Raw genomic sequence first — 14,156 nt, forward strand, 5'->3', positions numbered from 1 at the left:
GCCCTGACCTGGCGCGACGGTCGCCGTGGCCCCGCTAGCATCGGCGTGGTGCGACGTCATCGATGGGCCTGGACCGTGCTCGGGGCCGGTCTGGTGGTGGTCGTCGCGACGGTCGCGCTGTGGCCGGTGTACGTGCGTCCGCGCACCGACCCGCCCGCTGCGGCGGATGCCGTTCTCGTCTTGGGCGGGGCGCACGACGGCCGCGAGCAGTTGGGCCTGCGCCTGGCGCGCGAGGGCTACGCGCCGCGCGTGGTGTTCTCCGATCCCTACGAAAACAGCGCCGTGCTGAACCGGATCTGCCACGGCGGCTACAGCTTCGAGGTCCTGTGCTTCGACCCGTCGCCGCGCACCACTCGCGGCGAAGGCCGTGAACTGGCCCGCCTCGCCCGCGCCCACAATTGGCGCCGAGTCATCGTCGTCACCTTCACTCCCCACATCTCCCGCGCCCGCTACATCCTGCGGAAGTGCTGGGACGGAGAACTCCTCTTCACCGACCCCGAACCCCACCTCTCCCTCCCACGCTGGGTCTACGACTACGTCTACCAGTCCGTGGGCTATGCGAAAGCCTTCTTCGAGGACTGCTGACCACTTCGTCCTGTCCGTCGGCCGAATTGATAGCCGAGCCGTAACAGATGTGATCAACATCTCGATGTGATGCCCGTGCGCATCGACCCCGGTGCGTGAACACGGATGAGAGCAAAGGGAACCTGCCGATGACATATCCGCCACCGCCGAACGCGTACGGTCCGCCTACCGGGCAGCAGCCGCAGAAGAAGCGGACGCCGCTGTGGGTATGGGTAGCGGCCGTCCTAGGCGGGCTGCTGGCACTGGGCGCGCTCGGCAGTGTCGTCGGAGATAACGGCAAGGACCACTCGACGTCGCAACGAACCTCCGCGACTCCGGCCGGTCGAAGCGCTGTGGTCGCCTCGTCTACCTCCGCTGCGGCGGTGCCTGCTCCGGCGGTGCCTGCCGCTCCCGCGGCATCGATGCCTCCTCTTGCGCAGGCATCGCAACCGGCGGCTTCCCGCGCCGCTATGCCGAACGTCGTGTGCATGAACTTGCAGGATGCGCAGGACACGATCCAGGCGGCTGGTGTCTTCTTCTCCCGATCCAAGGACGCGACCGGGAAGGGGCGTATGCAGGTACTGGATCGGAACTGGATCGTGGTGGCGCAGGCGCCCGCGCCGGGAGCGTTGATCGGCGAAGGTGAGGCGGTGCTGTCGGTGGTCAAGATCGGTGAACCGAGTTCCTGCGGCTGACGCTCCAGGTGTGCCCATGGGTAGCCGGGTCCGCGAAGTGGGCCCGGCTGTCGGCTGGCGCTTGCCACACCTCGCGGCGAATCTGCGGGCGTGTGACGTCAGTTTGACTCGTTGAGAGAAGCGGCCGTACATTCTGTCTCGTGGTGGCGGGATATTCGCCACGGAAGCAACGGTGCACACCCTCTGGGAGGGCAGATGGATTACGACTGGTCAGCGGGTGATCTGGCGTTTCGGGACGAGGTGCGGGAATTCCTCGCCGCGAAGCTGACGCCGGAATTGCGGCGGGCCGGGCGCTTGGCGACGAGCGTGTATCCCGACCACGAGGCAAGCATGGAATGGCAGCACATCCTGCACGAACGCGGCTGGGCGGCGCCCGCCTGGCCGGTGGAACACGGCGGATGCGACTGGAGCCTGACTCAGCACTACATCTTCCAGCGGGAATCGGCGCTGGCCGGCGCGCCCGCGCTGTCGCCGATGGGCATCAGGATGGTGGCGCCCGCGATCATCGCGTTCGGCACCGAGGAGCAGAAGGCGTTCTATCTGCCGCGCATCCTCACCGGCGAGGTCTTCTTCTGCCAGGGGTACTCCGAGCCCGAGGCCGGATCCGACCTGGCCGCGCTGTCCATGGCCGCCGTCGACGACGGCGAGGATTTCGTCTGCACCGGCAGCAAGATCTGGACCACCCACGCCACCGAGGCGAATTGGATCTTCTGCCTGGTGCGCACCTCGCGCACGGGTAAGAAGCAGCAGGGCATCACGTTCCTGCTGATCGACATGACCGCGCCGGGCATCGAGATCCGGCCGTTGGTGATGACCTCGGGCGAGCAGGTGCAGAACCAGGTCTTCTTCGACAACGTGCGCGTGCCCAAGACCAATGTGCTCGGCCGGATCGATGACGGGTGGACCGTCGCGAAGTATCTGCTGGTGCACGAGCGCGGCGCAGCGGCGGCGCCCTGGCTCCAGGTCATGGCCCAGGACATCGCCGTCAATGCCGCGCAGCAGCCCGGCCCGGACGGCAACCCGCTGATCGACGACCGCGCGTTCGCGGCGAAGCTAGCGGACCTGCGAATCCGCACCGAGGTGCTCGAAGTCCTGGAGTACCGCACCCTCTCCGCGATGGCGCAGGGCAAGAATCCGGGGCCGGCGTCCTCCATACTCAAGATCCTCGGCACCGAGCTGAGCCAGAAGCTCACCGAGTTGGCGTTGGAAGCCGCGGGACCGCGCGGTCGCGTCTACCAGCCGCACGCCACCAAGCCGGGCGGGCCGATCGCCCAGTTCACGCCGCCTGCCGACGGTTACCACAGTGGCGCGGACTGGCAGGCCGTCGCGCCGCTGAAGTACTTCAACGACCGAGCGGGCTCGATCTACGCGGGCAGCAACGAGATTCAGCGAAACATCCTCGCCAAAGCAGCATTGGGGCTCTGATGGACTTCACGCTTACCGACGAGCAGGAAATGCTCCGCTCCGCGATCGCCGGATACCTCGGCGCCCGATACGACTTGGAGAACAGCCGCGCCGCGGCGAAATCGGAGTCGGGCCTGCAGCCCGCCGTCTGGCGCGGATTCGCCGACGAACTGGGCATTCTCGGCGCGATGCTGCCCGAGCGGGTGGACGGCACCGGCGGCGGCCCCGTCGAACTCATGGTGATCGCCGAGGAACTAGGCCGGGCACTGGTGGTCGAGCCGTTCGTGGACACCGTCGTGATCGGCGCGGGACTGCTCGAGCGGTCCGGCGGCGAGCAGGCCGACGCCGTGCTGCGCCGGATCGTGTCCGGTGACGCGCTCATCGCGTTCGCCGCACTGGAACCGACGTCGGGGCACGCGCTGCACGACGTGTCGACCACCGCCCGCCGCGACGGCGACGCCTGGGTGCTCGACGGTGCGAAGACCGTGGTGACCGGCGCCCCGCTGGCCACCGATCTGCTGATCACCGCGCGCACCTCCGGTGAACGGCGCGACAAGGCGGGCATCTCGCTGTTCCGGCTCGAATTCGACGCGTCCGATCCCCCGGCCGGAGTCGAGGTGCATTCCTACCGCACCATCGATGACCGGACCGCGTCCGATCTTGTGTTCACCGGCCTGCGCCTGCCCGCCGACGCGTTGCTGGGCGCGGAGTCGGACGGTTGGACCGTCATCGAGCCGACCATCGCGGAGGCCACCGCGGCGATCTGCGCCGAGGCGGTCGGCTGCATGCGCAAAGTGCTCGCCGACACCATCGACTACGCCAAGCAGCGCGAGCAGTTCGGTCAGCCGATCGGCAGCTTCCAGGCGCTGCAGCACCGCATGGTCGATATGTACATCGAACTCGAACAAGCCGTCGCGGCAGTACATCTGGCCGTCCACTCGCTGCGGGCGTCCGCCGAAGACCGCGCACGCGCCGTCTCGGCGGCGAAGGTCACGGTCGCCAGGGCGGCGCGTTTCATCGGACAGAACGCAGTGCAACTGCACGGTGCGATGGGCATGACCGAAGAGCTGGCCATCGGCCATTACTTCAAGCGGCTCACCGTGGTCGAGCACGAATTCGGCTCCACCGACGAACATCTAGCCCGGTACGCCGCACTGACCCGCCCGTCGGTAATCATCTGACACGGGCTGGCGACATGCAGGACGGTCGCCCGGGCACCTCGGCGGTCGCCGAGGTCTCAGTGCCATGCGCCTTTCATCGTCTCGGCTGACAGATCCGTCTGGCTGGTGCGCAGCTGCTGGAGCATCTTCGAGACCGCACGTCGGTTCGCGACCTCCCGCAGTGCGGCGGCGAGCGCGAGCGCATCGTCGTCGATGCCGGTCAGTGTGCGTGACATGGTGAGCCCCCTGATATGACTCGGCCGGGTCCATTTCTGGACCCGGCCGATGTCGGTGTGGAGTTGGCTCCTGGCTCAGTTCTTCCGGCCCGGCGCCTTCGCACCGGCCTTGAAACCGAGACCGCCGGGCTTGGCGGCGGGCGGCGCGGCTTCGGATGCGCCGTTGCCGCTCACGCCATTGGATTGCTCCGGCTCGGCAGCGGATTCGGCCTGCGCCGCAGGAGTCTCCGCGGCGGGAGCCTTCTCCGTCGAAGCCGGTTCGGCGGGAGCCGCGTCCGCCGGGGCCGACGCCGCGGGAGCCGCGGCAGGCTTACCGGGGGCCTTGGCGCCGGGCCGTTTGAAGCCGGACTTCATGGCCAGACCCTTGGCGGGCACCGTGGGCTTGGTCTCGGTCGGCCCGGTTTCGGTCGACTCCGCTTCAGCCGGTTCGGCGGCGGTTTCGGGCGCTTCCTCAGCCGCCGGAGCCTTGGCACCGGGCGCCTTGGCCGCACCCTTCATCGCGAGACCACCACCGGGCGCCTTGGCGGCCCCCTTCATACCCAGCCCCTTGACCGGCTTGGCCGCGGGAGCCTCGGTCGCGGCAGCCTCGACCGCGGGCGTGGACTCGGCGGCGGACGCCTTGGCGCCGGGCGCCTTGGCCGCTCCCTTCATTCCCAGACCGCCGGGCGCTTTCGCCGGACCCTTCATGGCGAGACCCTTGGCCGGAGCGGCGGGTGCCGAGGTGGCCTCGATCTCCGCCGGTTCCGCGGCCGGAGCCTTCGCGCCGGGCGCTTTCGCCGCGCCCTTCATTCCGAGACCGCCGCCGGGGGCCTTGGCCGGGCCCTTCATGGCCAGACCACCGCCGCCGGGTGCCTTCGCGGGGCCCTTCATTGCCAGGCCACCGCCGACGGGCGCGGCCTCGGCCGGTGCGGGCGCTTCGGCGGCCGGTGCGGGTTCGGGCTCCGGCTCGGGTTCCGCTTCGGGCGCCTTGGGCTCCTGGATGACAGTCAGGTTCTCGGTCAGCACCGCGGGCTCGACGCGCTCGATGGCGTCCAGCATCAGCTGCGCGACGTCCACCACCTCGACGCCTTCACCCTCGCCCTTCTCCTGGCGCGCGGTGACGCCGTCGGTGAGCATCACGCGGCAGAACGGGCAGCCGGTCGCGATCTTCCCAGGAGCGGAGCCTGCGGAGCGACCAGAAGGCGCGGCGAGGGTGCTCAATCCCTCTTCCACCCGATCGATGTTGACGCGCTTGCCGAGTTGCTCTTCCATCCACATCCGCGCGCCACCGGCGCCACAGCACATGGACCGCTCGCCGTGGCGGGGCATCTCGACCAGGTTCGAACCGGACGCGGCCATCAGCTCACGCGGCGCGTTGTAGATCTTGTTGTGCCTGCCGAGGTAGCAGGGGTCGTGGTAGGTGACGTTCTGCGACACCGAGGCCACCGGGATCAGTTGCTTCTGCCGCACCAGGCGGTTGAGCAGCTGGGTGTGGTGCACGACCTCGTAGCTGCCGCCGACCTGCGGATACTCGTTGTTCAGCGCGTTGAAGCAGTGTGCGCAGGTGACGACGATCTTCTTCTTGCGATCCTCGACGCCCTCGAACACCGAGTTCAGCAGCTCGATGTTCTGCTGGGCCAGCTGCTGGAACAGGAACTCGTTGCCCGCGCGGCGAGCGGAGTCACCGGTGCAGGTCTCCTCCGCGCCGAGCACCATGAACTTCACGCCCGCGGTGGCCAGCAACTCGGCGACCGCCTTGGTGGTCTTCTTGGCGCGGTCCTCGTAGGCGCCCGCGCAGCCGACCCAGAACAGGTACTCGTAGCCGTCGAAGCTGTTGATCTCTTCCCCGTTCGGGGCGGACTGACCGAAGACCGGGATCTGGAAATCGAGCTCGTTGATCCAGTTGAGCCGGTCCTTGGCGTTCTGACCCCAGGGGTTGCCCTTGTTCTCCAGGTTCTTGAACAGACCGGCGAGCTCGGACGGGAACTCCGACTCGATGAGCACCTGGTAGCGGCGCATGTCGATGATGTGGTCGACGTGCTCGATGTCCACCGGGCACTGCTCGACGCACGCGCCGCAGGTGGTGCAACTCCACAGCACCTCGGGATCGATGATGCCGCCCACGTCCGCGCCGCCGACCAGCGGCCGCTCTGCCTCGGCCTTGGCGGCCTCGGAGATCTTGGCCAGCTTGGCCTCGTCGGGGTTGCCGTCGGCGTCGACCAGGCCGACCTCGTCGCCGCCCATGTCCTTGCGGCCGCCGGCCAGCAGGTAGGGGGCCTTCGCGTAACCGTGGTCACGCAGCGACATGATCAGCAGCTTCGGCGACAGCGGCTTGCCGGTGTTCCACGCGGGGCACTGCGACTGGCAGCGACCGCACTCGGTGCAGGTGGTGAAGTCCAGCCAACCCTTCCAGGAGAAGTCCTCGATCCGGCCCGCCCCGAAGGTGTCGGTGTCCGGGTCCGCGGTCTCCATGTCGACCGGCTTGCCCTTCGACATCATCGGCTTGGCCGGGCCCAGCGCGACGCCGCCGTCTTCTTCCCGCTTGAAGTAGATGTTCGGGAAGGCCGAGAAGCGGTGCCAGGCCACGCCCCAGGTGACGTTGCGGCCGACGAAGTACAGGAACGCCATGCCGGACATCAGCTTCACGAAGGCGAACAGCGCCACCATCGTGGTGTTCGCGGGCAGCAGCTTTGCCACCTGCATGGTGAAGAAGTCGGTAGCCGGATCCGAGTGGCCGTAGGCGGCGATCTTGCCCGCCTTCACGAAGATCATGCCCAGGCCCTCGAGCAGCACGATCGCCTCGATGACGTAGGCCGGGGCGAACTTGGAACCACTGAAGCGGGAAAGCCGCTCGGGCAGCCGGGGGTGGTTGAGCTGGCGCAGGGTGATCAGCGTCAGGATGCCGACCACGGTGCCGATGCCGAGGATCTCGTCCCACAGGTGGTAGATCGCCAGATCGCCGATGATCGGCCAGTGGAACGCCGGGTCGAAGGTCTGCCCGTACGCCTCGAACCACAGCATGGCGCCGCCGATGAAGCCGATCATCACCAGCCAGTGCGCCCAGCCGACGGTGCGGAATTTGTTCATGCGCGTATGCGCGAGAAACTCCACGATCATCTGCTTGAAGCGCGGGAAGAAGGGCCGCCAACGATCCGGAGCGGGCTGTCCGATCATGATGGCGCGCGCGATATTGCGGACGCCGCCGATGAACGACGCCCAACACAGGAGGCTGAGCGCCGCCCCAATCGTGCCCAGCGTCACTGTCAGGGCATTCATGTCGCGACCTTTCTTTAGAGGCACCCGAGTCGCGGTTGGTTTCCGCTACCGCCTCGGTTCGCTCGTATCCTAACCGGCAGTAAGTTACCCGCCAGTAACAACCATGTCCATCGTACGATCGGCTTTTGGGCTATAGCCCCATATGCTGGGGCTTGACCCATTATTTACCTGTGATCAATGTCACAGTAATTTGCACCGATCCGACTGACGGCCGGTTGTTCACCACCGTAAACGTCGAAGCATCCCGTCCAGCCGCTAAGGATTGGCTTAGTCCCCATGGTTGATAAGGGATCTCGCTTAAAACGCGGCCTTCTATTAGGCTCACGACGTTCTGATCACTGCGACCGTCTTCGCACCGCTCGGGGAGGATCCGGAGCCGACACCCGGATGTGCTGGATAGAGCTCTCGCGTGTTGAAGACCAGTGGTGACGTACGACCTGATGATGGATTGGAAACTGAATGAAATTCCGCAGAACCACCGCGGCGGCCGCGATGGTCATCGGTGCGATGACCATCGGACTGGGGACCGCCCACGCCGATGCCGAACCGGCCGCCGACCCCATCCGGTACTCGGTCAAGCTGGTGGAGAAGACCGTCGTGACGACGCTCAAGGGGGGAACCTTCGAGCTGGCGAAATCCTCCGAGGACGTCAAGGAAGACGACGTCTACCGGGTCAAGGACTCGCAGGGCAACGCGGTCCTCACGCTGCCGATCGCGTTCAAGGTCGCCGACACCGTCGTTCCGGTGAAGCCGGTGGTGAAGGACGACAACACGGTCTTGGAACTGACGCCTGACCAGGGTGTCGCCGTGCCCAAGGACAAGCCGGCCAACGCGGTCAACGTCGTCGCGCAGCCGATCGCCTCGCCGATCGAGAACCAGCGCGCGCAGAACGAGTTCGCCAGCCAGTTCGGCATCGCGACCGCGGTCGGCGGCTTCCTCGGCACCGCGATCGGTGTCATCGGCGGTGCGGTGATCGGCTGCATCCTCGGCCTGCCGTTCCTCGGCGTCGGCTGCATCCCGGCCGCGATCGCGGGCGCGGGTATCGGCGGCATCCTCGGCACGGTGGCTGTCGGCGGTCCGATGCTGGCCGTCGCGGGCATCGATCTGATCAACACGCTGCAGGCGCCGGAAGGCACCACGAAGTGGGCGGACAAGCCGAACTAAACCTTCGGTCCCGCTCGTCGGATCATCGGCGGCCCGCTCTCCTCGGAGGGCGGGCCGCCGCTCGTTCACCCGGTGAGATCGAGCAGGCCGCGGACGACGACCTCGCCCAGTTCCTCGCCCAGCCTGCCGAACGAGCGCTCGACCATTTCGAACGTCCCGTCCTCGCCGACCACCAGCACCGTGCTCGCTCTGGTGCCGTGCACGGTGTGTGCGACGAACCTGGCCGAGAGCGCCCGCTCCAGTTCGTGCGGGACCCCGGTCCGCGGCAACCGCTCGTCGGGGGCTTCGGTCCGGTCGGCCAGCACCTCGAAGTAGCGGTCCACCGCACCGGGATCGGTTCGCGCGATCTCGCGCAGCCCGGTCAGGCCCGCCCGGACTTTGGGCCAGATGGGCTGTGGGGCGCTCAGATCCTCTTCCCCCGGGCTGGGATCCCCGGACGTGACGAACGTGCCGTTGGAGAGCCCGTGGAAGCCCGGAGCGAGTTCGCTCGGTTCCGCGGCGCTGCGATTGGAATGCCACCACAGCGTGCGCAGGTCGGACACGACCAAGTTGTATCCGTTGTAGTCGTCGGGAGCGGCGGCGACGTCGAGGACGTATTTCTCCGGCCCGGGGAACTCCCCGGCCGTACCGCGGTCGGCCCCGCGCAGGAAGTCCATCAGCAGCGCGCCGCGGGAACGGGCATCGAGGCGTTGATCGGCGGGATCGCGCACGTTCGTGACGGTCGCGAAGCGATTGTTGCCGTGCGGTTGGGTGCTCAAGCCCAGCCAGGTGCCGGGAGGTTCGCCCTCGACGCGGCCGGGGGCTCCGGTGTCGCGTCCGGCGAGCAGGCCGGGCGCCTCCGGCCACCAGCGTATGGACTCGGTCGGCCGCGTGTAGAACTCGTCCCGGTTGGCGGCCACGATCAACCGGTAATCCGGGTGGGCGCGCCAGCCGATCAACACCAAACACATGCGACCAGAATGCCGGACCGCTACCGCACCCCATGTGGCGTTTCCCGCCCAGGGGGCCGCGCAAGGGCAGCGGAAGGACCCTGAGACGGCGAAAAGGCCGACAGCTCAACAGCTGCCGGCCTTTTCGCGGTCCTGCGGTCAGTTGGTGCGTACGCGCAGTCCCGGGTTGTCCGAGAGCACCACGTGCACCGGCTGCGCGAACAGCTGCGGCACGTTGCCGGTCAGAGCGCCGATCAGATTCGGGATCTCGCAGACGGGGTAGTCCGCCACCGACGACGCGCTGGAGATGCCGAGCGCCAGGCGGCCGGTGACGATCGGGCCGCCGCTGTCGCCGGGCAGCGCGCAGATGTTGGCCGAGAAGCTCTGGGTGAGTTCCCGGTCGCCGACCTGCACGGTCTGGTCGACGGCGTTGACCACGCCGCAGCTGAAGCCGGTGCGCGCACCGGACTTGCACACCGGGGCGCCGACGACGGGAGTCGCCACGCCGTCGACCGCGATCGGAGCCGCGCCGGGCGCACGGACGCCGTTGTTGGCGAACCGGTCCTTGGCCTGGTCGTTGACCCGGATGATCGAGTAGTCCTGCTCGCCGAGCACCGACTTCTGGAATACGCCGAGCTGCGCGCCGAGGCGGTCGCCGTTCATCTCGTACACGCCCGCGGCGTTGCCGCTGCCCGCGGACGGGATGTCGGGGTTGCAGTGGCCCGCGGTGATGTTCACCGTGTTGCCGTTGCGGTCGGTGCCGTTGAAGCCGAGCGAGCAGCGCAGCGAGCTGCGTCCGGCGACCGAGGCGTAGCCGTCGCCGCCCGCGAGGGCGCCGCGCGCCTCTCCGGCGATCTCACCGGCTTGCAGGGTGCCTTGCTCGCCCGCCACGGGCGGGGCCATCACGATGACGCGCGCCGGGTCGATGAAGTTCGGCATAGGCAGGCCCGCCTGGTCGACGCGCACCGCGATCGCGTTGTTCACGGTGTCCACCACCGCGCCGCGCACCAGCGACCGCACCGCCTCGGGCTGGCCCTCCAGCCAACGCTCGAACGCGCTCTTCTCGCCACGCAGGGCCGCTTCGCTCTTGGCGACGTTGCGGACCTCGAAACCGGCCGACTCGGCCGCCTTCTTCGCATCGTCTGCGCCGGGGCCCTGGGCCAGTGCCACGACCGCCTTACCCGCGTCGTCCAGCCAGGAGCCTGCGAACACGGCCGGGTACTGCCGCTGGGCGGTGGTGGCGAACGCGGCCACCTGCTGCGCCAGCTCCGCGCGGTGCAGGTACTCATCGGGCGAGATCTTCAGATCGCGAGTCACCGCGGCGACCAGTTCGGCGGGGAGACCGGGATTCTGGTCCGGCTGAGCCGTCGCTACCGCCGCAGTGGGTCCGAACAGCAGTATCGCCGCCGAGGCGGCGATCACTGTCTTTCGGATTACGGTCTGTCGCGCAGTCGAGCGTGGAGGTCCTATACGTGGCAGGAGCATGAGCAGACTATATGGGGTTTGGCGCGGTATGCCTACTCATCTCGAGGTTCTCGACTCCCTCATAGCCCATCCACCGGGGATATGTGGATTGCCACATTATTCGGGCGCGTGCTCAGCCCGCGTTCGGCCGGGTGCGCACCGCGATCCCGCTGCCGATACCGCCGCCGGAGGAGGCGTCGACATCGGCCAGAATCGCCCGGATCGGGATGCCGAGCGAAGCGGTGCCGCCGTACTGCGCGAGAGCGACGTTGGCCTCGTTGCAGTTCGGCGCGTCGGCGGCGTTGGAGCCGCTGGTGATGCCCAGCGCCAGCGTGCCGGACACGATCGCGCCACCGCTGTCACCGCCCAGGGTGCAGGCCGAGCTGGCGAACCCGCGCACGGTCTTGCTCTCGCCCTCGGCGGTGAAGAGCTGGGTCTCCACCCGATCGGCCACGACGAATCCGCAGGTGAAGGTGGACGACTGACCGGACTTGCAGACCGGCGCGCCGGTGATCGGGTCGGCGGTGCCGGTGATCGCCAGCGTGGTGCCGTTGGCGCCGCGCACCGAGGGCTGGTCCATGCCCGCCCGCACCGCGCGCTCGTTCAGCTTGATCACCGAGTAGTCCAGCGCGGACTGTCCGCCCAGCGAGGCGCGCACGAAGGTGCCCAGTTCGGGGCTGGCCGGGATGTCCCGGACGTTCGGCAGGTAGACACCGGCCTCCTGGTTGCCCTTGCCCAGGTTCGGATCGCAGTGGCCCGCACTGATGTTCAGCGCGTTGCCGGACGCGTCGATGCTGTTGAAACCGAACGAGCACACGTCGACGGCGCGCAACGACGAGTCGGCGAGCGAACCGGGCGCGCTGATGTAGGTGTCACCGCCCATCGGCCTGCGCTCGACGGGGCCTCCGCTGTTCGGCGACAGGATGACCTTGATGTTCGCCAGCAGGGTGGGCAGGTTGAGCATGTGGCCCGCGGGGGTGTTGGCGACGCTGAGTACCAGCTGGCTGTTCAAGAAGTCGATCGCCACGGAGTTGATCGCCTGCGAGATCTCCCGCGGCAGGCCGGTGATCCACTGGTTGAGCTGCACCAGCGATCCCTCCAGGCTGTCCGCCGAGACGGGGGCCAGCCGGGTCTGATAGCCGTCGGCCGCGACGATCTTGGCGGCGTCCAGCGAGGTGACCGCCATGACGGGCTTGCCGTCGGCGCCGATCCAGGCGCCCGCGAAGGAATCCGGCCGCTCCGAACGGAAATCGCGCGCGTAGTCACGCAGCTGCTGGGCGCGCGCGGCGCGGTCCAGATACTCCGTCGGCGTCATCTGCAGATCCCGGGCGATGGCCTGCACCAATTCCGGGGGGAGGTTGTCCGCGGCGAGCTGCGCGGGGGCCTCGGGGACCGCCGAGGCGGTAGTCGTGCCGAACAAGGGAGCCAAAAGAACGGTCGATGCGATGGCGACAGCTTTGACCGCGGCGCGACGCGCCACCAACTTGCGCATGAAGTCCCTTCGTCGGCACGCACGTGCCAGCTAAATCCGTGGCCACGGCAGAATCCATTGGCGCACAGTCTTCGTCCAGCAACCGACCGGTGCGGAAATTCATCCGACAACACGGTCAGCGCCAACACTCTAAGCCACAAAGCCGACTAGGACGCTACTAATCACCGACTACTCGGTATTCCCATGCCGGGGATGGTGGGGATCTGCGGCAGCTGCTGCCCGAACGGGTTGGTCGTAGTCGTGGTGGTCCGCGTGGTCGTGGTCCGCGTGGTCGTGGTCGGCGTCGTGGTCGGCGGCTCGGTGGTGGGCGGCGGCGTGGTGGTCGTCGGCTCCGGCGTCGTGGTCTCGGTGATCGCCACCGGCGGCTCGGGCTCGGTGGTGGACGTCGTGGTGGTGACGATCGGCGGCGGAGGCGGGGCCGGACTCACCGACGTCGGCTCGGACTTGGCGTCGGGCAGTGGCGGCACCGGTGTCTGGTCCCCGTCGCGGAACAGCATGGCCACCACGATGCCGCCGAGCACCAGGCCGATCACGGCGGCGCCCGCGATCAGCAGCGGCGTACGCCTCGGATTCTTCGCGGGAACCGTTGGCCGCGACTGCTTCTCGGCCGGTTCGGGTTCGGCGGTCGCGACCGGCTCGGAGATCGGGATGGCCGCCGAGTACGCCTGCGGCTGCACATCGGCGGCCGGGACCGCGGGGATGACGATGGTGTCCACCGTCGAGTTCTCCGCGGTGGACGGATCCGGCGGGGTGGCGCCCGCGGGGGTGGCGAGCACGGCGGCCAGCGCCCCTCGGGCCGCGTCGTAAGCGAACGAGGTACCGCCGGCCCCGGTTTCGGCGCTGGGCAGCTCACCCTCGCTGACCAGCAGCACCGAGCGCAGACCCAGGTAGTCCAGCGCGTCACGCAGTGAGCGCACATGCTCGGCGGGCCAGTCCGGCGGATAGGTCGCGTAGAACTCGGCCGGACCGCTGAGATGCTCGGCGGCCGAGTTGATCAGGCAGAACATCGCGGTGGCGAAGAGATCTTCGGCGCGATAGGCCTCGCCGTCGTCGACCCGGATGCCCGCCGGGTCGCCCATGGCGGACACGAAACCGGTGATCGAATGGGATCCGGTGGGTGGGGGACCGCCCAACGCGGCGTCCCCGTCCTCGGACATGTGCAGGATCGACTCGCGGACGATGTACCGCGGCTCCTCGTCACCGTCGGTAACGATGACAGCCGTGCACTCGTCCTCGGCGACGCGCAGGCCGACCCCAGTGGCCATCTCACCTACCTTGCTCGGCGTTCCCGCTGATGAACCGCGCCCGGTCACACCAGAAGCGAACCATGTCCCATGGCGCGGAGCATCGACAATAACTCCGAACGGGAACGGGCACCGACCCGGCGTCGGATGCGCGCTACGTGGTGCTCGACCGTCTTCGCCGAAATGTACAGGCGCGCACCGATCTCGCGATAGGTGAGCCCGAGCAGAACCAGTTCCGCCACTTCGCGTTCCCGTTCGCTGAGGATCGTGGCCTGCGGCGGCGTCGGCGGCACGGCCTCGCCGTTGGACGTGGCCGGGGCCTGCGGCCGAGGCTGCGGCTCCTGTGGACGGGCGTCGGCGCGGACCGTGCGGGCCAGTTTCAGCAGCGCGGTGGCCGTCGCGGAATCGGGCGCCGCGAGCGCCGCCTCGCTGGCCAGCCGGGCGCCGTCCCAGGTCATGCCGATCTCGGTGAGGGCGGCGACCGCCGCGTGGACCGGTGCGGTGGCGACCTGGCCGCGCAGCACGAGCACCCAGGTGCGGCCCGCGTCG

12 protein-coding genes are annotated in these 14,156 nt (G+C 68.4%); 5 read left to right on the top strand and 7 right to left on the bottom strand.

Features of this window, described 5'->3' with window-relative positions; genetic code table 11:
- Window positions 1-48: 48 nt before the first annotated feature.
- The 4 genes from NA8_RS24960 (at window position 49) to NA8_RS24975 (ending at window position 3,844) form a co-directional block, all read left to right on the top strand.
- Window positions 49-585: a YdcF family protein gene (locus NA8_RS24960; protein WP_084467074.1), complete on the top strand. Its 537-nt coding sequence runs from the start codon at window positions 49-51 to the stop codon at window positions 583-585.
- A 467-nt stretch (window positions 586-1,052) separates the two neighbouring features.
- Window positions 1,053-1,259, top strand: a complete 207-nt coding sequence (locus NA8_RS34585; RefSeq protein ID WP_245663995.1) for a calcium-binding protein — start codon at window positions 1,053-1,055, stop codon at window positions 1,257-1,259.
- A gap of 195 nt (window positions 1,260-1,454) precedes the next feature.
- Window positions 1,455-2,684 (top strand): acyl-CoA dehydrogenase family protein, encoded by a 1,230-nt coding sequence (locus tag NA8_RS24970; protein WP_063052796.1) that lies wholly within the window; start codon window positions 1,455-1,457, stop codon window positions 2,682-2,684.
- Window positions 2,684-3,844: an acyl-CoA dehydrogenase family protein gene (locus NA8_RS24975; RefSeq protein WP_063052797.1), complete on the top strand. Its 1,161-nt coding sequence runs from the start codon at window positions 2,684-2,686 to the stop codon at window positions 3,842-3,844. The genes NA8_RS24970 and NA8_RS24975 overlap by 1 nt, the downstream gene beginning before the upstream one ends.
- A gap of 56 nt (window positions 3,845-3,900) precedes the next feature.
- Here the strand turns inward: NA8_RS24975 and NA8_RS34050 are convergent, their stop codons facing one another.
- Both NA8_RS34050 and NA8_RS24980 read right to left on the bottom strand, forming a co-directional pair.
- A complete protein-coding gene (locus NA8_RS34050; protein WP_157106904.1) occupies window positions 3,901-4,059 on the bottom strand; it encodes a hypothetical protein in 159 nt (52 codons plus the stop codon).
- Window positions 4,060-4,134: 75 nt separating this feature from the next.
- Window positions 4,135-7,314, bottom strand: a complete 3,180-nt coding sequence (locus tag NA8_RS24980; protein ID WP_063052798.1) for a (Fe-S)-binding protein — start codon at window positions 7,312-7,314, stop codon at window positions 4,135-4,137.
- A gap of 459 nt (window positions 7,315-7,773) precedes the next feature.
- On the opposite strand from NA8_RS24980, the gene NA8_RS24985 reads away from it, so the two are divergent.
- Window positions 7,774-8,478 carry a DUF8020 domain-containing protein gene (locus NA8_RS24985; protein WP_063052799.1) on the top strand — a complete coding sequence of 235 codons (705 nt, stop codon included), beginning with the start codon at window positions 7,774-7,776 and terminating at the stop codon, window positions 8,476-8,478.
- A gap of 65 nt (window positions 8,479-8,543) precedes the next feature.
- Here the strand turns inward: NA8_RS24985 and NA8_RS24990 are convergent, their stop codons facing one another.
- From NA8_RS24990 to NA8_RS25010, 5 genes are all read right to left on the bottom strand, one after another.
- Entirely contained in the window at window positions 8,544-9,428 is an 885-nt protein-coding gene (locus NA8_RS24990; protein ID WP_063052800.1) for an NRDE family protein, read from the bottom strand.
- A gap of 138 nt (window positions 9,429-9,566) precedes the next feature.
- Window positions 9,567-10,829 carry a S1 family peptidase gene (locus NA8_RS24995; protein ID WP_245663996.1) on the bottom strand — a complete coding sequence of 421 codons (1,263 nt, stop codon included), beginning with the start codon at window positions 10,827-10,829 and terminating at the stop codon, window positions 9,567-9,569.
- Window positions 10,830-11,004: 175 nt separating this feature from the next.
- Entirely contained in the window at window positions 11,005-12,363 is a 1,359-nt protein-coding gene (locus NA8_RS25000) for a S1 family peptidase (RefSeq protein ID WP_062977969.1), read from the bottom strand.
- A 161-nt stretch (window positions 12,364-12,524) separates the two neighbouring features.
- Window positions 12,525-13,628 carry a hypothetical protein gene (locus tag NA8_RS25005; RefSeq protein WP_063052802.1) on the bottom strand — a complete coding sequence of 368 codons (1,104 nt, stop codon included), beginning with the start codon at window positions 13,626-13,628 and terminating at the stop codon, window positions 12,525-12,527.
- A 44-nt stretch (window positions 13,629-13,672) separates the two neighbouring features.
- A partial coding sequence (locus NA8_RS25010; RefSeq protein WP_169810556.1) for a LuxR C-terminal-related transcriptional regulator occupies window positions 13,673-14,156 on the bottom strand: 484 nt, incomplete at its 5' end.

It is taken from the genome of Nocardia arthritidis NBRC 100137, assembly GCF_001612765.1.
In the GTDB taxonomy this organism is placed as follows: domain Bacteria; phylum Actinomycetota; class Actinomycetes; order Mycobacteriales; family Mycobacteriaceae; genus Nocardia; species Nocardia arthritidis.